Genomic DNA, 18452 nt, shown 5'->3' on the forward strand with positions numbered 1-18452 from the left:
CGCTAGCTGGTCTGCGAGATCACGCCGCAGGCCAGGCGCGGTGCCTCGGAGCCGCCGTCGGCGAGATCGTGGAGGATGACGGCCTTGCCGCGGATGTCCTGGACGGTGAACGCGTCGGTGGTGGTGCTGGCGCTGGCGGTACCGTCCTTGAGGACGTTCAGCGTGGCCAGATCGCCCGACTCCGGCTTGCCGGTGTGACCGTCGGCCTGGAAGTGACCGCCGGCGGTGGAGAACCCGGTCGCGGGCTCGCACTTACCGACTGTGTGGATGTGGATGCCGTGCTCGCCCGGCTTCACACCGGCCACCCGCATCGACACCTTCACGGCCTCGCCCTCCTGCGAGAAGCTGACGAAGCCCACGCGGTTGCCGTCCTTGTTGACCAGGGTGGTCGACGCGGACTGCGCGCTTGCCGGGATGCCGTCGGCGTTCACAACGTCGCCGGGAGCCACCTGGTCGCCGGTGACGACCGCGGGGGTGGTGCCGGGCACGTCACTCGGCTGCTCGTTCGGGGTGCAGGCCGAGAGTGCCAGGGCCGCGCCGCCCGCGGCGGCCACGGCCGCCATGACCCGGACGGTCGAAGCGCGATTGGTGCTACGGACGGTCATGTGTGCTCCTTAGTCGTCGGCGCTGTGGTCGGCTGGGCGGATCTCCATCCGCTTCGCGTGCACGTTGGGGCTGTTGCCGTGTTCGCTGATGTTTACTGTTCGCCAATGATTATGACGGGTGCGTCCGGTCCGCGTGCTACCGGCTCACCACCACGACCGGCAGGCCCTCCGGGCAACGCGTGAAAGCCGTCGGCCGGGGGTTCAGGGCGGCACCGCCCGGCACGGCCGCGGCCACCTTCTTGGCGGCCTCCTCCTGCTCGGGGGAGTAGAAGATGGTGTTCTCGCTGACGCTGGACGTACTCAGGTTCGCCGTCTCACCGACCTTGAATCCGGCGGCCGTGAGCTCCTTGCTGACCGAACCGGCCAGACCGGTCACGTTGCCGGCATTGAGGACGCACAGTTCGGGCACGCCTTCGGTGTCCGCGGCGGGCGCGGTGCTGCTGGACGGAGACTTGCTCGACGTCGCCTGCTCCTGCTGCTTCTCCGACTCGGCGGCGGCCTGTGCGCTCTGCCCGGCGGCCTTGAGGCCGGCGTCGGGATCTTCACCGCTGGTCGTCAACTGATGGATGCCGAGGCCGAGGCAGACGACCGCGATCGCCAACAGCAGCATGGCACCCGCACGCAGCGGAAGTCGGTTGTTCTCTCGCTCAGCATTCATCACGGCAACTCTAACCCACCGGCCACCCGCGCAGCCCGTGCGCAGGCCGTGCCCGCGTCAGGTGATCTCGAACCCGAGCCGTCGTGCCGCGCGGGCCTTCTGGCGCGAGGCGCGGAGCCGGCGCAGACGCTTCACCAGCATCGGATCGGCGGCGAGCGCCTCCGGGCGGTCCACCAGTGCCCCCAGCACCTGGTAGTAGCGGGTCGCGGACAGGTTGAACAGTTCCTTGATCGCGTCTTCCTTGGATCCCGCGTACTTCCACCACTGCCGCTCGAAGTTCAGGATCTCCCGCTCACGCCGGGTCAGTCCGTCGGGACCCACCTCGTGGGGGTCGAGGTTCGCAGCCTGGTCGCGGGCTCCGTCGATCGCCGAGGGGTCGTCGCCCTGCGGGCTACTCGCCGTTGCGCCGTTCATCTCGCTCCTCAAACAGCTGGACCGTGCATTCACACCGGCTCGCACGCCGCCTCGGCGCACGAATGACATCAGTGTGGTTCCGTCGAACATCTAACCACGATCGCGGCCGCCGTCCGTGCCGACGCACCGCAGCGAAACCGGACCTCTCGCGCAGTAGACTGCTCTGTCATGGCAATTCTCCCGATCTGCATCATCGGCGAACCCGTGCTGCACCAGCCGACCACCCCGGTCGAGCTCGACGCCGACTCGAAGCCCTCGGCCGAGATCGTCGCTCTGCTCGACGACATGTACGAGACCATGGACGCCGCCAACGGCGTCGGACTCGCGGCGAATCAAGTGGGCCGGCCGCTCCGGATGTTCGTCTACGACTGCCCCGATGCCGGCGTGCGCCGGCGCGGCGAGGTGATCAATCCGATCCTGGAGACCTCCGAGATCCCCGAGACGATGCCCGATCCCGACGACAACGACGAAGGCTGCCTCTCGGTGCCCGGTGAGGGCTTTCCGACGGGGCGGGCCGACTGGGCCAAGGTGGTCGGCACCGACCGCAACGGCGACCGCGTCGAGATCGAGGGCACCGGATTCTTCGCCCGGATGCTGCAGCACGAGACCGGACACCTCGACGGATTCCTGTACGTCGACGTGCTGATCGGGCGCAACGCGCGGGCGGCCAAGAAGGCGATCAAGCGCAACGGCTGGGGCGTGCCCGGCCTCACCTGGCTGCCGGGCACCGTCACCGATCCGTTCGGCCACGACGACTGACCCGCCCGCCGTGCCGTCGCCGGACCCGTCGCCCGTGTCTCGCGGACCGCAGCCCGCGGTCGGCGATCGAGTGGTGGTCCGGTACCGGCTCGGCGCCGACGCGCCCGCCGATTGGCGGGCCTCACCCAATCCCCCGACCGATCGCTCCCCCAGCCTGTCGGACATCACCGGGCTGCTCCGGGAGCGGACCGGCGAGGCGATCGTCGTCGAGCGCGACGGCGTCCGCCACCGCATCCGCACCGATGCGATCACGTCGGTGCGACTGCTCTCGCGACGGGTGGTGCGCAACTCCGAGATCCGCGGCGTGGAGCGAGCGCTGATGCGCGCCGCACCGGCCGCCGAGCGAACCGAGACCGACGGTTGGCTCGTCAACGGCGCCGGCGACTCTCTGCGGTCGGGAGCCGCGGCACCGGTCGACTTCGGCTCCATCGCGGCCGGTCTGCCCGCGGCGCTGCGCTGGCTCGACGGCCGGGGGCTGCCGCGCCGCGTGATCGTCGCCGACCGGCTGATGCGCGTCGCCTCGCTGGGTGCGGCGATCGCGAGTTCGGCCGATTACGAGGTGCTGATCGGCCCCGAGCCGACGGGCCCCACCCCGCCCGGCGACTGGGCGCCGATCGCCGACGGGGTGGTCGCGGTGACGGTGGCGGCGTCCGACGACTCGGCCCGCGCGGCGTGGCGAGCACTGGACTTCGAACTGCACCACACGTGCCGCCTGCTGGCTCTGTAGCGGCGGCGCGATGAATTACGGTGGACGGCGATGCCGAACTCCACCGACCCCGACCTGACCAGGCGACGAATCATCGCTTCGGCGCTCGCCGTCATCGCGCTGCTCGCCATCGCGGCGTTCACGTGGTGGATCGACGGCCGCGACAGCCCCGACGACGCGTCGTCCGCACCGACGTCCACGGCCGCCGGCCCGCTCCTCGGCACGTCCACGGCGGCGCCCGGCCCGGCGACGGTCGAGGCGAGGGGCGGCGACGCTCCCACCCGGGTCACCAAGACGCTGAACGAGATCGATTCGGGCCGGTGGCCGGAGGCGGCGAACGCCCCGGGCACCCACGGCGGCGACACCTTCCGGAACAACGAGCGCAAGCTGCCGGTCAAGTCCGCAGACGGGCGGCGCATCGTCTACAAGGAATGGGACGTCAACCCCAAGAAGCCGGGACGCGGACGTGACGCCGAACGCATCGTGACCGGCAGCGACGGGTCCGCCTGGTACACCCTCGACCACTATCGGACCTTCGTCCAGATCCGGGGGCCGTCGGCGTGACCACCACTTCCCTGACCGAATTCCTCGCCGGCGAGGGCCCGGCGACAGCGCTCGCGATCGGCGACGTCACCACTTACCGCACCGGCGCAGCGGTCCGGCGGTTGCCGGGCGACCGGATGCGCACGTTGGACGGACTGTACGACCTCTTCGCCGCCGCATGGGACTTCCCCGGCCACTTCGGGCACAACAAAGACGCGTTCGACGACTGCATGGGCGACCTCCCCACCGGTCTGCGGACCCCCACCGGCGCTCGGGCGACGGCATTGCTGACCGTCGTCTCCGATGCCGGCCGACTCCTGGCCGACGCTCCGGAAGGCGACTTCGAGTGGTTCGCCACCTCCCCCGCGCACTGGCGGGAGCGGCTGCGCCGATCGGGCCGCCGCTTCGGACTCGTCCTGCTCACGTCCGCCGACGACGCGGCCGCCGTCGCAGGCCGATGGGAGGGTGCCGGTGCGCCCCTGATGCGGTTGCGGCAGGATTGACGCCATGCGCCTGGCGACGTGGAACGTGAACTCGATCCGCGCCCGATCCGAGCAGGTCGTGGCATGGATGAATCGGCATGCGATCGATGTGCTCGCGATGCAGGAGACCAAGTGCACCGACGATCAGTTCCCGGTGATGAGTTTTCTGGCCCACGGCTACGACGTCGCGTTCCACGGGTCGAGCGGATACAACGGCGTCGCGATCGCGTCCCGGATCGGGGTGCACGACATCCACATCGGATTCGACGGGCAGCCGCTCTACGCCGGTGAACGGGAGGCGCGAGCCATCTCGGCGACCTGCGGTGGCGTGCGCGTCTGGAGCCTGTACGCCCCCAACGGGCGCGAGCCGGGACACGATCACTTCCAGTACAAACTCGACTGGCTCAGCGCCCTCGCCGATGTCACATCGCTGGAACTGTCGCACGATCCCGCCGCCCAGGTCGCTCTCGCCGGAGACTGGAATGTGGCGCCGACCGACGAGGACGTGTGGGACCCCGAGTACTTCGCGTCCCGCACGCACACCTCCGACGAGGAGCGCGCCGCCTTCCGCCGCTTCGTCGAAGGCGGATTCGTCGACAGCGCGGCCCCCTTCACCCCCGGTCCGGGGACCTACACCTTCTGGGACTACCAGGCCGGGCGCTTCGCCCGCAACGAGGGCATGCGCATCGACTTCGCGCTCTGCTCCCCCGCCTTGGACGACCGTATCCACGACGCCTTCATCGACCGCGACGCCCGCGCCGCGGAGGGCGCCAGCGATCACGCCCCCCTCGTGTTCGACCTGAGCTGATCCCGGCGGGTGCGCCGGTCGGTCCGCCTCAGGCGGAGGCCATCGCCACCATGCCGGGATGGGCGTCGAGGAAGTGCTTGGTGAAGGTGCACAGCGGCCGCACCTTGAGCTGGTTGTCGCGCATGTACTGCATGGCGCCGCCGGTGAGCCGAGTGGCCAGCCCGTGGCCGCTGTACTCGTCGTAGAGGACCGTGTGGAGGATCGTCACCACCTCGCCGTCGGGACCGTCGTCGATGCGATAGCCGAGCACGCCGACCAGGTCGCCGCCCACCCGCAACTCGAAGCGCTCCCGCTCCGGATTGTGGGAGACCTCGGAGATCTGGTGCAGCAGCGAGCGCGCCGACTGCGGCGGATGCGAGTGACGGACTTTGCGATGCATTCGTTGACCTCCTGTGACCAGCGTCACAAGATTACGTTCGTTCGACGGGGAGACGCAAGTCACATCTGTCACATCTGCATCACGATGCGACGCGACCGGACGACGTGAGTATGGTGGGCACCGCACAACTTCACACGCGGGGGCTCCCACGGAACCGGGGGCTGAGATGGCGACAGGCGGTCGTCGACCGCCTGAACCTGTCCGGATAATGCCGGCGTAGGGAGGATCATCATGGGCACATCCATGCCTGGAACCACACGTGACGACGCCACCGCCGAGGTGACCTGCGGCCCCATCGAGGGCAGCAGCAAGGTCTACCTCGACGTCGACGGCATGGCCGTTCCCCAGCGTCGAGTGCATCTGACGAACGGCGAGCACCTCGACCTCTACGACACCTCCGGTCCGTACACCGACTCGTCGGCGACCATCGACCTCGAGAAGGGGCTGGCGAAGACGCGCGACTCCTGGGAACGGCCGGCACCGGTGCCCGTGGGCGGACACGACGCGGCCACCCAGCTGGCCTGGGCACGCGCCGGGATCGTGACGCCGGAGATGAGATACATCGCCGCGCGCGAGGGCGTCGACGCCGAGCTGGTCCGCAGCGAAGTGGCCGCCGGACGCGCGGTGATTCCGGTCAATCACCGCCACCCCGAGTCGGAGCCGATGATCATCGGCAAGGCCTTCGCGGTGAAGGTGAACGCGAACATCGGCAACTCTGCCGTCACCTCGTCCATCGCCGAAGAGGTGGAGAAGATGGTCTGGGCCACCCGGTGGGGCGCCGACACCATCATGGATCTCTCGACCGGCAAGGACATCCACCTCACTCGCGAATGGATCCTGCGCAACTCCCCCGTCCCGGTCGGAACCGTGCCGATCTACCAGGCGCTCGAGAAGGTGAACGGCGATCCCACGCGCCTGACCTGGGAGATCTACCGCGACACCGTAATCGAACAGGCCGAACAGGGCGTCGACTACATGACCGTGCACGCCGGCGTGCTCCTGCGTTACGTCCCGCTGACCGCCAAGCGGGTGACCGGCATCGTCTCGCGCGGCGGCTCCATCATGGCCGCATGGTGTCTGGCCCACCACACCGAGTCGTTCCTGTACACGCACTTCGACGAGCTGTGCGAGATCTTCGCGCGGTACGACATCACCTTCTCGCTCGGCGACGGCCTGCGCCCCGGGTCCATCGCCGATGCGAACGACGAGGCGCAGTTCGCCGAACTGCGGACCCTGGGCGAGCTGACGAAGATCGCCAAGAGCCACGGCGTACAGGTGATGATCGAGGGCCCCGGGCACGTCCCGATGCACAAGATCGCCGAGAACGTCCGGCTCGAGGAAGAGCTGTGTGAGGAGGCCCCCTTCTACACGCTCGGCCCGCTCGCCACCGACATCGCGCCGGCCTACGACCACATCACCTCCGCGATCGGCGCTGCGATGATCGCGCAGGCCGGCACGGCGATGCTCTGCTACGTGACGCCGAAGGAGCACCTGGGGCTGCCGAACCGGGACGACGTGAAGGTCGGCGTCATCACCTACAAGATCGCGGCACACTCGGCCGACCTCGCCAAGGGGCATCCGCGCGCCCAGGAACGCGACGACGCCCTCAGCAGGGCGCGCTTCGAGTTCCGCTGGACCGATCAGTTCAACCTCGCGCTCGATCCCGACACGGCACGCGAGTACCACGATGAGACGATGCCCGCCGAGCCGGCGAAGACCGCGCACTTCTGCTCCATGTGCGGCCCCAAGTTCTGCTCCATGCGGATCTCGGCCGACGTCCGCACCTATGCACAGGAGAACGGGCTCGTCACGCAGGAGGACATCGACGCGCGGCTGGCACAGGACATGGCGGCCAAATCGGCCGAGTTCGCGGCGGCGGGAAACCAGGTGTACCTGCCGATCTCCGAGGCCGCCGCGCCGTGACCCTGCGGCTTCCGCAGGCCGGCCCCGGCGTCACCCCGGTCCGGGTGATGACCGTGGCCGGCTCCGATTCCGGCGGCGGCGCGGGCATTCAGGCCGATATGCGCACCTTCGCGATGCTCGGCCTGCACGCCTGCGTCGCGGTCACCGCGGTGACCGTGCAGAACTCCACCGGGGTCACCGGAATCCAGGAGATCGATCCGGCGGTGGTCGCGGCGCAGATGCACTCGGTGGTTCCCGACATCGGCGTCTGTGCGGTCAAGACGGGGATGCTGGCCTCCGATCCGATCATCACGGCGATCGCCGAGGCCGCGACGCAGCTCGGCATCGGCGGTGACACGGGAGTGCCGCTGGTGGTCGATCCCGTCTGCGCGTCGATGCACGGCGATCCCCTGCTGGCGTCCGACGCCCTCGGTGCGCTCACCGAGCGGTTGATGCCGCTCGCCACGGTCGTCACGCCGAACCTGGACGAGGTGCGCCTACTGACCGGGATCGACGTCGTGGACGGTGCGAGCCAACGGGCGGCCGCCGCGGCACTGCGCGAGTCGGGCGCCCGGTGGGCCCTGGTGAAGGGCGGCCACCTGCGGGGCAGCGAACACAGCCCCGACATCCTGTACGACGGCCGAGAGTTCCTGGAGTTCCCGGGCAGACGCATCGACACCCCGCACGACCACGGTGCGGGTGACACCCTGGCCGCGGCGATCACCGGCGCGCTGGGCCACGGCTACCGCGTGCCCGACGCCGTGGCCTTCGCGAAGCGGTGGGTCACCCGCGGCCTGGCCGCCGCCTATCCGCTCGGCGCCGGCCACGGCCCGGTGAACCCGCTGTGGCGGCTCGATCCGGCGGCCGAATCTCCGCCGTGACCGGTGCCGGCCCCGCCGCTATCCGCGCACGCGGTGGCGATACTCCACCGGTCCGACGCCGTAGCGCTGCTTGAACCGGTTCCGGAAGGTCGCGACCGTCGGGAAGCCCGATGAGAGCGCGATGGTGCTGATCGAGGCGCCCGCGTTCTGCATGAGCATCTCGTGGGCGGTCTGCAGCCGGCGATCGGCGATCCGGCTCGCCAGCGAGGTGTCGCAGTTCTCGAAGTAGCGGTACAGCTGGCGGCGCGAGAGGTGCAGCCGCTCGGCGATCGCGTCCGGGGAGAAGCTGGGATCGCGGTGGTGGCGGTCGATGAGGTCGCGAGCGGCCTCCTGGACGAACAGGGCGTTGTCCTCGGTGCCGGTCGGAGAACCGTCGAGTTCCGACAGCGCGGCGACGATCAGATCGACGGCGGCCTGCTCCGAGACGGTGCCCGTCGCCTGCCCCGCATTGAGCGCCGAGGTCTCGGCGGCGAATCGGCGGACGAAGACCGCGGCCGCGCGGGCCAGCGGGGTGTTGGCCGCGATGGGACGCTGCAGCCGCTCGGCGATGTGGCGGTGCTTGCCGAGCCGATTGAACGGGATGAGCAGTCCGGACGGGTCGGCCACGGCGTTGGTCACCAGGCTGTACGGGGTCGCGTTGCTGACGAACACCAGGTCGCCGGGGCCGTAGACGAACTCCCGGCCGTTCTGCCGGATGAGTGACTGTCCGCGCATACCGCTGACACTGACCACCAGAGGGTCCGACGGCTCGTTCCGCACCCGCTCCGCCGTGCGCTCCATCGTCATCGCGGGCTGCAGTGCGCAGTAGGTCACGATCGACGACAGACTCTGTGCGAAGCGCATCGCATGAAAGGTCTCCGGTTCCGCGATGCGGACGTCGACCGTCGGGCTGTAGGCGGTGGTGCCGGAATGGCCGGTGAACCGGTCCGGACGCGGGCGCGTCGGGACACTGCCGACGCCGAGCCGCGCTTCCCATTCGGCGACGGTGCGCGGAGTGAGCCGGGTCGCCAGTCCGGGACGTGCCGCCTGAGGGAACGAAGCGCGCGTATTGGACAGACTTGTCTTGGGCAGGGTTGCACTATGGGGCATGAGGAGACCTTCTACGCATGGGGGACATGGCGAGATGGGCCTGGCTTTGGGAGGGAGCCTTGCTTTCTCATCTGACATACTTGCACACCCAATTATCAGTGTCGAGCGAATCACCAAAAGCGCCAAGGTGATATTCGGGTCACATCGGGCGGGTCCGATCGGCAAACTTGCGTCGCAACTGTCACTACCTGGGGGTAACTGCTAGCAGGCCGGTATCGCGGCATACCCGGCGCGGTACTGTTCTGGGAGACCGCGGCGCGACGACCCGCCGCGGCCCGCATCGTCTCGTCCTAGGAGCGCCCGTGACCCAGCCGCCGAACGACGGCCCCACGACACCCCCGTCGAGCGAGCCGCAGTACCCGGCGTCTGCGGGACAGACCGCCTACAGCAACCAGCCAGCGGGGTACGGCCCGCCGACCGGCCCTCCGGAACCCGTGACGGCCGCCGCCGCGGAGACCGCGGCCGTCCGGCGTTGGCGGATCATCACCGCGGTCGCCTGCCTCGCCGCCGCTCTCGTCATCGTCAGCTTCTTCCTCGTCGGCCAGAGCCGATCGTCCGACAGCCAGGCTCCGGTCACCGAGACCGTCGTCGACACCACCACGGTGATCTCGACGACCACCGGCAGCGCCGCCACGCGCACCGCGACCGACACCGTGACCGAGACCGCGACCGAGACAGCGACGTCGAACGCCACGGCCACGCGCACCGTGACCGACACGGTCACCAGGACCCGGACCGAGACCGACACCAAGACGGTGACCGAAACCGTCGCCCCGCCTGCGAAGTCGGGTTAGCCCACCGGACGCGAGGTCTCCGCGGACGCGGGCGCCCCTCCCGCCCTCGACTGCGCCAGCCGATCACGGAACTCATTGGGGCCCAGACCGTAGGCGCGGCGGAACCGGAAGCGGAAGGCGCCCAGCGACGCGAACCCGCACGCTCGTGCCACCGAGGCGATCGACGCCGCCGGGTTCGATATCAGCAGCACCCGCGCGGCCTGCAGTCGCCGGTCGGCGATCATCTCGGCGACGCTCCGGTCGCAGTCCTCGAAGTGGCGGTAGAACTGGCGCCGGGACAGGTGAAGGCGCCCGGCCAACACCGCCGGTGACAGCGACGGATCGCGGAAGTGCCGCTCGATGAGTTCGTGAGTCTGCTCCCGGACGTAGGCGGTGGTGCCGGACACGTCACCGGTCCGGCAGCCCGTCTCGGCGACCACAGCGGAGAGCATGTCGATCATCGCGATCTCGGCGGCCAGGGTCGGCGTCCGCACATCGCGCGCGATGACCGATGAGACGAACCCGCGGACACTGCGCGCCGCGACCGCCGCCAACAGGGTGTCGGGAATGAGTACACCGGCCGTGGCGAGCGTCCTCGCCCCGACTCCCAGTTCGTCGGCCGGGATCCGCAGCGCGGCCACGTCCGCCAGGTCACCGGACGACGGCGGTTCCGGCGAGCCGCCGGTCACGACCACGACGTGGTCGCCGGACGATCCCGCGGCGTCGGGCATCGCGATCAACAGGAAGTCGCCGTCCGGTGGGGGTTCGGAAACCTCCGCGTGCCACGTCAGCGGTGTGCGCAGCGCCCGTGTGGCCGTCACCACCGACAGCCTGCGCTGGTGGATCGCTGCGCCGAAAGTCTCCGGGTCAGCGCTCGCGAGCCGGTCGACGCCCACCATGTCCCGGTAGGCCGCCAGTCCCTGCCGCCCGCCGAGAACGAGCGGCGGATCGTCGTCGCACACGCCGACCGACCGGCTCCAGTCCCTGATCTCGTCCGGGGCGGGCCGGGCAGTCATCGTGCCGCCGATGCCCGTGGGAGGACGACGGCCGAGGCCAGGAAGAAGCAGATCGCGCCGACGAAGGTGCCCACGTTGGCGGCCACGGCATCGACGGTGATGCCGCCGACCGTGATGTAGGAGGCGACGGCGGAGACGCCGAATGCCACGCACCCGATGAAGTTGATCTGGCCCGACCACCAGTTCCGGTCACCGGGCGCCCACATCCGTCCCGTGGCGTGGGAGAAGGCGACGAGGACGAAGAACCCGCTCACCAGGAACGCCACCGAGCCGGCCGCGTCCGGAGTCCAGACGAGATGCTTCTCGCCGCGGATGGTGTGCGTCATGAGCGCCCCGCCGGTGCTGACGTTGAACAGCAGTGTGCCGAAGAACTGCGTCGCCGCCGCGAACCACTCGGCGCGAACCATCACCCCCGGCGCATACGAGACGGGGACGGTGGGACTGCCGCTGAGCACCAGTTGGATGAACGCCGCACCGGTGAAGAACCAGGAGCCGGCGAAATAGCAGATGTTCACGACGGACGCGCCGGCCCAGTTCCCGAAACCGGGAGCCGAGCCGATCGCGAACAGCGCAGAGCCGATCATGAAGCCGATGCACTGATGAACCACCGAGGGTGTCAGGATCCGGCTCGTCAGCGCCGTGGTGGCGTTGCGATTGGTCATGGACGGTACGTGTCTCCTGAGCGACTCCCCGCCGCTCGCCTCCCACATTGAGGAGACGAGCAGCGGACCACGGACGTCTAGTGGTGGAAGTGCGAGTTGTTGCCCTCACGCGGCATCGGCGCGTCGAGCTTCTCGAGGAAGTCGACCTCCGCGCGCAGATCGTCGAGCAACTTGTCGGCGAGATCGTGACTGAGCCCGGCCCGCACCACGATCCGTTGCACCGTCATGTCGGCGAGATCGTCGGCCAGCGGGTAGGCGGGCACCTGCCAGCCCTTCATCCGAAGCCGGTCCTGAAGGTCGTACAGGTTCCAGTTCGGGTTCGCGTCCTTCGTGAGCCGCCACGCGAACACCGGGATGGTGTCGCCCTTGCTGATCAACTCGAACGGGCCCATCTCCGCGATCGCCGACGACAGGTACTGCGCCACGTCGAGCGAACCCTGCTGGACGGCGGCATAGCCCGCCCGCCCCAGCCGCAGGAACTGGTAGTACTGCAGCAGCACCTGGGCGCCCGGCCGCGAGAAGTTCAGCGCGAGCGTCGGCATGTCTCCCCCCAGGTAACTGCAGTGGAAGATCATGCTCTCCGGGAGCGCCTCGGCGTCGCGCCAGACGATCCAGCCCACGCCCGGATACACCAGACCGAACTTGTGGCCGGAGGTGCTGACCGATGCGACACGGTCGACGCGGAAGTCCCACTCCAGATCCGGCTGGCAGAACGGCGCGATCATCGCACCCGAGGCACCGTCGACGTGGATGTGCACGTCGAGGCCGGTGTCCTTCTGGATCTGGTCGAGCTTGGCGGAGATCTCCTTCACCGGCTCGTACGCGCCCGTGTACGTCTGGCCCATGATCGCCACCACGCCGATCGTGTTCTCGTCGACGTACTTCTCGAGTTCATAGCCGTCGAGGAACAGATGCTCCTCGGTGATCGGCACCCAGCGAGGCTCCACCTCGAAGTAGTTGCAGAACTTCTCCCAGCACACCTGCACCGCTGTCGACATCACCAGGTTCGGCTTCTCGATCGACTCACCCGCGGCCTTGCGCTTGGCCTGCCACCGGCGTTTGAGCGCCAGGCCGCCGAGCATGCAGGCCTCCGACGACCCGATGGTCGAGGTGCCGATCGCCTGGTCGACGTCGGGGTTGTGCCAGAGGTTGCCGAGGATCCGCCAGCAGCGGTCCTCGATCGCCGCCGTCGCCGGGTACTCGTCCTTGTCGATCATGTTCTTGTCGACCGTCTGCATGTACAGGAGTTGCGCCTCCTTGTCCATGTAGGTCGAGACGAAGGTCGCCAGGTTGAGCCGGGCGTTTCCGTCGAGCATCGCCTCGTCGTGCACGATCTGATACGCCGTCTCCGGCAGCATCATCTCGTCGGGCATCTCGAACCGAGGCAGTTCGGTCGCCTCTCCCCCGCGGGTGAACACGGGACTGACGATCATCGAGTCGGTCGAACGCGAGTTGGGCATCTCTTCTCCTTCAACAGCGGTGGGTACAGCGCGGGAACTCGGCGCCGGTCAGACCTCGACTGGCGGATACAAGCGGTCCATCGTGTATTGGCGGTTGCGGTGTGCCGCCCATGTGGACCCTGCCATGAACAGCGCGGTCAGGCCCGCCACCACGGCGATCGCGATCCACAGTCGGTGGTCGATTCCGCCGAGCGTCAGCTGGCGCAGCCCGTTGACCGTGTAGGTCATCGGGTCCACCCAGTGGATGTACTGGAACGGGAGGGTCGTCGTCGGCACCGGATAGATGCCGCCCGCGGACGTCAGCTGGATCATCAGGAACGCGAGCGTGACCACCCGCCCGACGGCCGGCCCGAACAGCGCGTTGAACATCTGGATCATCGCCAGGAACATCGCGACGATCAGCAGCATGAAGCCGAATGTGGCCACCGGATACGCCGGGCGCATCCCGATCGCGAAGACGACCACCGCGTACAGGATCGCCGCCTGGAGGAAACCGACGGCGAAGGTCGGCGCATAGGATGCGAGCACCACCCGCAGCGAGTCGAGTCCCTGCGCCACCGGCCGAGCCTGGATCGGGGTGAACAGCATCCAGGCGATGATGCAGCCGACGAACAGCGCGAGCGAGAAGAAGAACGGTGCGAAACCGGTACCGAAGGTCGCGGCCTCGTGCTCGGTGTTCTCGGTGAGCTTGACCGGCTGCCCGAGGGTGTCGGCCAGTTCCTTCTTCTGCGCGGCGGACCAGTGCGGTATCGCTTCGACGCCCTGGTTCAGGCCCGACGCCAGTTCCTTGGAGCCGGAGGACAGTTCGACGAGACCGGCGGTGAGCTGGTCGGCGCCGGAACTGAGTTCGGCCGATCCGGCGCGGACCTTCACGAGATCGTCGTGCATGACGCCCGGCTCGAGAAGAGTCATCGCCATGCGCACCGGACTCGACGGATCGGCGAGCTCGCGGCTGACCGCGGCGGTGTCGGTGCTCAACTGCGCCAGCTCAGCCGAGCTCGGCAGATCGGGTCGCTGCGGAGTCGCCAGCTGGCGGCGCACGCCCTCGAGCGCCTGACCTGCAGCGCGGACCGCGGGGTCGGGATGTCCCTTCAGTTGCGCGGTGACGCGGGCGAGAGCCTGCGAGGCGTCGCTCTCCGCGGTGGCCGCGCCGCCGCTGATCGTGCTCAGTCCGGCCGCCGTCCGACTCATCCGGTCGGCCGCCGCGCTCAACTCGGCCGCGCTCATTCCGCGGCCCGGCGATTCCGAGAGCGCCATCAGCGGATCGGTCGCCTCGACGATCGCGTCGTTGAGTTCGTTCAACGCCGACGACAGCTTCGCCGAGCCGTCGTGCGCGGTGACCAGTCCGGCGCTCAGCTCGTTGGCCCCGTCGGCCGCCTGGGTCAGTTTCCCGACCATCGACCCCGCGTCGTTCAGAACGATCTCGAAGGTCTGGGAACCGACCTGCGCCGACACTTTGTTGACCACCTGCTGCGCGGCGTCCTGGCCCATGATGGTCGCGAGGTAGTTGTTCGCGTCGTTGTAGGTGAAGATCAGCTCGGCCGAGCCGGGCTCGCTCGACGTCGGCGAGGCCACCTTGGCGCTGAAGTCCTCGGGCAGGGTGATCGAGAAGTAGTACTTGCCGTCGGCGACACCCTGGGCGCCCTCCTCCTCGGACACCACGTGCAGGTCGAGCTGCTTCGAGTCGATGAGCCCCTGCACCACTTGGTCGCCGGCGTCGAGCTTGTTCCCCATCACTTCGGCGCCCTTGTCCAGGTTCACCAGAGCCACCGGGATCTTGTCGACGGCGTTGAACGGGTTCCAGAACGCCCACAGGTAGAGCGCACCGTAGAGCAGCGGCATCAGGATGATGACGGCCAGCGCGAGCCGTGGCATCCGCCCGCGGTAGTAACGCTTGAAATCGCTTCCCGGCGAAAAGGCGGCGAGCATGTCAGATGTTCCGATCTGCCGGCTCGAGCCGGACGAATTCGCGGTCCGTCAGATTGTCGACTCGCTCCACTCGGACGAGTCCCCGGTGCGCCGGCGCGCCGTTCACGTCGGCCGTCACCACCGTCTGTTCGCGCCCGAGCGCGACGAGCCGGTCGAGCAACAGGTTCGAGTTCTCCACCCGCGTCAGGTTGTCGACCCCGCCCACCACGAGCAGCTCCGACCTCCCGATGTTCGCGACCGCGATCCGGAAGAGCGCCGCGGTCAGCTCGGGCAGTTCCTCGACGTACGACATCAGCGGCGGCAGTTGCAGATCGTCCCCGAACACCGGACGGCAGATCCGTTCCAGGTCGTCTTCACGCGCCTGTTTCACCCAGCGGTACCAGGGCGCGTGCCAGCGCAGCTGTTCGGTGAGCACGTCCCGGACGCGAATCGTCTGCTCGATGCCGTCGACCTCGTCGATGAACGCCATCGCGGAGTGATTGAACAGATGGTGGGCGTCGTCGGTGCGGCCGAAGGCCGTCAGCGTTCCCTTCGTCGGGCGCATCCGCCCGCACAGCGTCAGCAGCAACGCCGTCCGGCCGCGGCCGCCCGACCCCTGCAGAACGGTGACGCCGCCGCGTGGCACCGTCACTTCGACGGGACCGTAGATGTGTCCCCACGACGCGTCGACCCCCAGGTCGATGCCGTGCAGCAGCGGATCGGTGTCGAACGCCGCGGTCTCGTACTGGATCGTCACGTCCGTCCTCACACCGCGTTCTTGACGACGACGCCGTCTTTGACGATCAGGACGAACTTCTCGTCGGGCTGTGCGATCACCGAGAGGTCGGCGATCGGATCGCCGTCGATCAACAGCAGGTCGGCCCACGCGCCCTCGGCGATCACGCCGAGCCGGGCCGACGCGTACGGATTGCGCGGACCGGCCATCTCGAACAGGGCGGCGTTGCCGGAGGTGAGCATCTTCAGCGCCTCGACATTCGAGTAGTAGTCGCCCAGCCGCGCGGCCATCACGCTCTGCCGGGGCGCCGCTTCGGGCTCCAGCAGCAGATCGGTGCCGAAGGCCACCTGCACACCGTGCTTGCGCGCCCAGCCGTACACCGCTTCGGTGCCCGCGCAGATCTGTGTGTTCTTCGCTGCTCTCGCGGGGTCCGGATAGTGGTGATCGGCCTCGGCGAAGGGCTGCATCGACAGCCACAAACCCTTTTCCCCGATGAGCGCGACGGTCGCCTCATCCGCCAGGTGACCGTGCTCGATGGACCGCACACCGGCCTCGATCGCCCGGCGCACTCCGTCGACGGTGTAGACGTGGGTCGCCACATAGGTGCCGTAATCGGCGGCCGCGGCGACGGCGGCGCGGATCTCGTCCGGCGTGAACTGCAGGGTGTACAGCGGGTCGTACATCGACGCGGCGCCACCTCCGACGGTGAGCTTGATCTGGCTCGCGCCTTTGCGGAGTTGCTCGCGCACCGCGGCCAGCACCCGGTCGACGCCGTCGGCCACCCGCGTGAAGCCGATCTCATCGGTCCGCGAGGGGCCGCCCCCGAACTCCTGCGGAGTCTGATAGACGAACGCGAAGTCGGCGTGACCGGAGGTCTGCGAGATCATCGCCTGGCTGGGGAAGATCCGCGGGCCCTCGAAGTCGCCGCGGTCGATGGAGGTCTTGATCGGCGCCACGTCGCCGCCCATGTCGCGGACGGTGGTGAACCCTCGGTGCAGCATGCGCCTCGCCTCGGCGAGGGTGTTCGTGTACAGGCTGCCGGTGGGCCCGGCCACGAAGTCCAGGTAGCCGTTCGCATTGCCCATCAGATGCACGTGCGCGTCGGACAGACCGGGCATCAGGAACTTGCCGCCCGCGTCGATCACCGTGGCGTCGGCCGACTGCGCATCGATCGGATCGGTGGACACCGCGGCGATCGTGCGTCCGTCGATCAGGACGTCGACTCCGTCCGCGGCTCGGTCGGCGAGACCGTCGAACACCCGTGCATTCTTGATAAGAGTTCTACGAGAATCCTTCGCATTGCCCATATTTCGGAACGCTATCCGAGAGCCTCGCCCCGCGGGAGGCAATGCACTTTCTCAAATCGGGCCTCCAACGAGAACCGTCGGCCCCGGAAAAATCCTCCTACCTGCAAACATTCGTCGTCGCCACAGGTCCGACCAAGCGGGAGTATCGGACCAGTGGCACGAAACGGGACACAGACGGCACGGTTCGGCGTCTGTGCCCCGGAACGCCTCGGCAGGTCAGGCCAGCGCGCGCAGCTTCGGCACCACGTCGGCGGTGAACGACTCGAGGAACCGGCGCTGGTCGTGCCCGGGGTTGTGGAAGACCAGATGGTTGAGCCCGGCGTCGAGATAGGGCTTTATCTGCGCGATCGCGTCGTCCGGATCCGACGCGACGATCCACCGCTTGGCGACCTGTTCGATCGGGAGTTCGTCGGCGAGCCGCTCCATCTCCACCGAGCTGTTCACGCTGTGCTTCTGCTCCGGGGTCAGTGACAGCGGCGCCCAGAAGCGGGTGTTCTCGAGGGCCGTCTCCGGGTCGCGGTCGTAGGAGATCTTGATCTCGATCATCCGGTCGATGTCGGTGAACTCCCGCTCGGCCTTGGCGGCGCCCTCCTTCACCGCCGGGATGAGCTTCTCGGTGTACAGCTCCATACCCTTGCCGGAGGTGCAGATGAAACCGTCGCCGGCCCGTCCGGCGTACCGGGCCACCACCGGACCGCCCGCCGCGATGTACACCGGCACCGGCTCGGCGGGGATGTCGTACATGTAGGCGCCCTGGGTGCGGTAGTAATCGCCGTCGAAGTCGACCTTCTCGCCGGTCCACAGCTCGCGCATCAGGCGGACCGACTCCCTCAGGCGCGCGAAGCGCTCCTTGAACTCCGGCCAGTCGCCCTGGAACCCGGTGGCGTACTCGTTCAGCGCCTCACCGGTGCCGACGCCGAGCATCACCCGGCCGGGGTACAGGCACGCCATCGTCGCGAACGCCTGGGCGATCACAGCGGGGTTGTAGCGGAAGGTCGGGGTGAGCACCGAGGTGCCCATCTGCAGTCGCTGCGTCCGTTCGCCGACCGCGGCCATCCACGCGAGGGAGAACGGGGCGTGTCCGCCGTTGTGCCGCCACGGCTGGAAGTGGTCGCTGACCGTCACCGAGTCCAGACCGAACTCCTCCGCCATCACGCCGACCTCGACCAGTTCGCGCGGGTCGAACTGCTCCGCCGACGCCTTCAGTCCGAGTTTGAGCGGTGCCGCCATGTTTCATCTCCTGAGCGCTGGTGATACAAGCATCGATACGTGCCGGTGATCGAGCGTCGCCGGCCCGACGTGATCCAGCTTACGGTCCGCTCCGGTGAGCTCGTCGAGCAGGCGAAACCGGCTCGGACCCGCAG

20 protein-coding genes and 1 riboswitch are annotated in these 18452 nt (G+C 68.6%); of the genes, 8 read left to right on the top strand and 12 right to left on the bottom strand.

All coding sequences use genetic code 11. The annotated features are described in order from the left end of the window. Nucleotides 1-2 precede the first annotated feature (2 nt). The 3 genes from ACZ5QD_RS12495 to ACZ5QD_RS12505 form a co-directional block, all read right to left on the bottom strand. Entirely contained in the window at nt 3-605 is a 603-nt protein-coding gene (locus ACZ5QD_RS12495) for a superoxide dismutase family protein (RefSeq protein ID WP_006897998.1), read from the bottom strand. A 136-nt stretch (nt 606-741) separates the two neighbouring features. Further along, entirely contained in the window at nt 742-1263 is a 522-nt protein-coding gene (locus ACZ5QD_RS12500) for a LytR C-terminal domain-containing protein (protein WP_006897997.1), read from the bottom strand. 57 nt (nt 1264-1320) lie between these two features. After that, nucleotides 1321-1677, bottom strand: coding sequence for a DUF3263 domain-containing protein (locus ACZ5QD_RS12505; RefSeq protein ID WP_006897996.1), 357 nt, complete (start codon nt 1675-1677; stop codon nt 1321-1323). Between the two features lie 168 nt (nt 1678-1845). On the opposite strand from ACZ5QD_RS12505, the gene ACZ5QD_RS12510 reads away from it, so the two are divergent. Genes ACZ5QD_RS12510 through ACZ5QD_RS12530 form a run of 5 tightly spaced genes read left to right on the top strand, consistent with a single transcriptional unit; the run spans nt 1846 to nt 4975 of the window. Continuing rightward, nucleotides 1846-2436: a peptide deformylase gene (locus ACZ5QD_RS12510; RefSeq protein ID WP_045539684.1), complete on the top strand. Its 591-nt coding sequence runs from the start codon at nt 1846-1848 to the stop codon at nt 2434-2436. Nucleotides 2437-2470: 34 nt separating this feature from the next. Further along, nucleotides 2471-3163: a GNAT family N-acetyltransferase, cg3035/Rv0428c family gene (locus ACZ5QD_RS12515; RefSeq protein ID WP_464366800.1), complete on the top strand. Its 693-nt coding sequence runs from the start codon at nt 2471-2473 to the stop codon at nt 3161-3163. Between the two features lie 30 nt (nt 3164-3193). Beyond that, the gene (locus ACZ5QD_RS12520; RefSeq protein ID WP_006897993.1) at nt 3194-3706 is read left to right on the top strand and encodes a guanyl-specific ribonuclease; all 513 of its coding nucleotides are present in this window, start codon (nt 3194-3196) and stop codon (nt 3704-3706) included. Next, a complete protein-coding gene (locus ACZ5QD_RS12525) occupies nt 3703-4188 on the top strand; it encodes a barstar family protein (protein WP_464366801.1) in 486 nt (161 codons plus the stop codon). Before ACZ5QD_RS12520 ends, ACZ5QD_RS12525 begins: the two co-directional genes overlap by 4 nt. A 4-nt stretch (nt 4189-4192) precedes the next feature. Then, nucleotides 4193-4975, top strand: coding sequence for an exodeoxyribonuclease III (locus ACZ5QD_RS12530; protein ID WP_045540517.1), 783 nt, complete (start codon nt 4193-4195; stop codon nt 4973-4975). 28 nt (nt 4976-5003) lie between these two features. Here the strand turns inward: ACZ5QD_RS12530 and ACZ5QD_RS12535 are convergent, their stop codons facing one another. Further along, the gene (locus ACZ5QD_RS12535; protein ID WP_006897990.1) at nt 5004-5354 is read right to left on the bottom strand and encodes a GNAT family N-acetyltransferase; all 351 of its coding nucleotides are present in this window, start codon (nt 5352-5354) and stop codon (nt 5004-5006) included. Between the two features lie 126 nt (nt 5355-5480). Continuing rightward, nucleotides 5481-5594, top strand: a riboswitch (TPP riboswitch). Between ACZ5QD_RS12535 and thiC the strand changes: the two genes are divergently transcribed. After that, on the top strand, nt 5586-7277 hold the full coding sequence (gene thiC / locus ACZ5QD_RS12540) for a phosphomethylpyrimidine synthase ThiC (RefSeq protein ID WP_006897989.1): 1692 nt from the start codon (nt 5586-5588) through the stop codon (nt 7275-7277). It overlaps the preceding riboswitch by 9 nt. 47 nt (nt 7278-7324) lie before the next feature. Continuing rightward, a complete protein-coding gene (gene thiD, locus ACZ5QD_RS12545; RefSeq protein WP_051999700.1) occupies nt 7325-8137 on the top strand; it encodes a bifunctional hydroxymethylpyrimidine kinase/phosphomethylpyrimidine kinase in 813 nt (270 codons plus the stop codon). An 18-nt stretch (nt 8138-8155) separates the two neighbouring features. On the opposite strand, the gene ACZ5QD_RS12550 is transcribed toward thiD, so the two are convergent. Further along, nucleotides 8156-9226: a helix-turn-helix domain-containing protein gene (locus ACZ5QD_RS12550; RefSeq protein ID WP_464366802.1), complete on the bottom strand. Its 1071-nt coding sequence runs from the start codon at nt 9224-9226 to the stop codon at nt 8156-8158. A gap of 302 nt (nt 9227-9528) precedes the next feature. On the opposite strand from ACZ5QD_RS12550, the gene ACZ5QD_RS12555 reads away from it, so the two are divergent. Continuing rightward, nucleotides 9529-10020: a hypothetical protein gene (locus ACZ5QD_RS12555; RefSeq protein WP_006897986.1), complete on the top strand. Its 492-nt coding sequence runs from the start codon at nt 9529-9531 to the stop codon at nt 10018-10020. Here ACZ5QD_RS12555 and ACZ5QD_RS12560 read toward each other — a convergent pair. From ACZ5QD_RS12560 to fgd, 7 genes are all read right to left on the bottom strand, one after another. Then, nucleotides 10017-11015 (bottom strand): helix-turn-helix domain-containing protein, encoded by a 999-nt coding sequence (locus ACZ5QD_RS12560; RefSeq protein WP_045539433.1) that lies wholly within the window; start codon nt 11013-11015, stop codon nt 10017-10019. The two genes, ACZ5QD_RS12555 and ACZ5QD_RS12560, sit on opposite strands and share 4 nt — an antisense overlap. Next, nucleotides 11012-11677, bottom strand: coding sequence for a hypothetical protein (locus ACZ5QD_RS12565; RefSeq protein ID WP_006897984.1), 666 nt, complete (start codon nt 11675-11677; stop codon nt 11012-11014). Before ACZ5QD_RS12565 ends, ACZ5QD_RS12560 begins: the two co-directional genes overlap by 4 nt. A 77-nt stretch (nt 11678-11754) precedes the next feature. Then, nucleotides 11755-13137, bottom strand: coding sequence for a glutamate decarboxylase (locus ACZ5QD_RS12570; protein ID WP_006897983.1), 1383 nt, complete (start codon nt 13135-13137; stop codon nt 11755-11757). A gap of 48 nt (nt 13138-13185) precedes the next feature. Next, on the bottom strand, nt 13186-15066 hold the full coding sequence (locus ACZ5QD_RS12575; RefSeq protein WP_006897982.1) for a YhgE/Pip domain-containing protein: 1881 nt from the start codon (nt 15064-15066) through the stop codon (nt 13186-13188). A gap of 1 nt (nt 15067) precedes the next feature. Next, nucleotides 15068-15802, bottom strand: a complete 735-nt coding sequence (locus tag ACZ5QD_RS12580; protein ID WP_006897981.1) for an ATP-binding cassette domain-containing protein — start codon at nt 15800-15802, stop codon at nt 15068-15070. An 8-nt stretch (nt 15803-15810) separates the two neighbouring features. Beyond that, nucleotides 15811-17088 (bottom strand): metal-dependent hydrolase family protein, encoded by a 1278-nt coding sequence (locus tag ACZ5QD_RS12585; RefSeq protein ID WP_006897980.1) that lies wholly within the window; start codon nt 17086-17088, stop codon nt 15811-15813. 216 nt (nt 17089-17304) lie between these two features. Next, nucleotides 17305-18318 carry a glucose-6-phosphate dehydrogenase (coenzyme-F420) gene (gene fgd, locus ACZ5QD_RS12590; protein WP_278125236.1) on the bottom strand — a complete coding sequence of 338 codons (1014 nt, stop codon included), beginning with the start codon at nt 18316-18318 and terminating at the stop codon, nt 17305-17307. Between the last annotated feature and the right edge of the window lie 134 nt (nt 18319-18452).

Source organism: Gordonia sp. J1A (assembly GCF_055393515.1).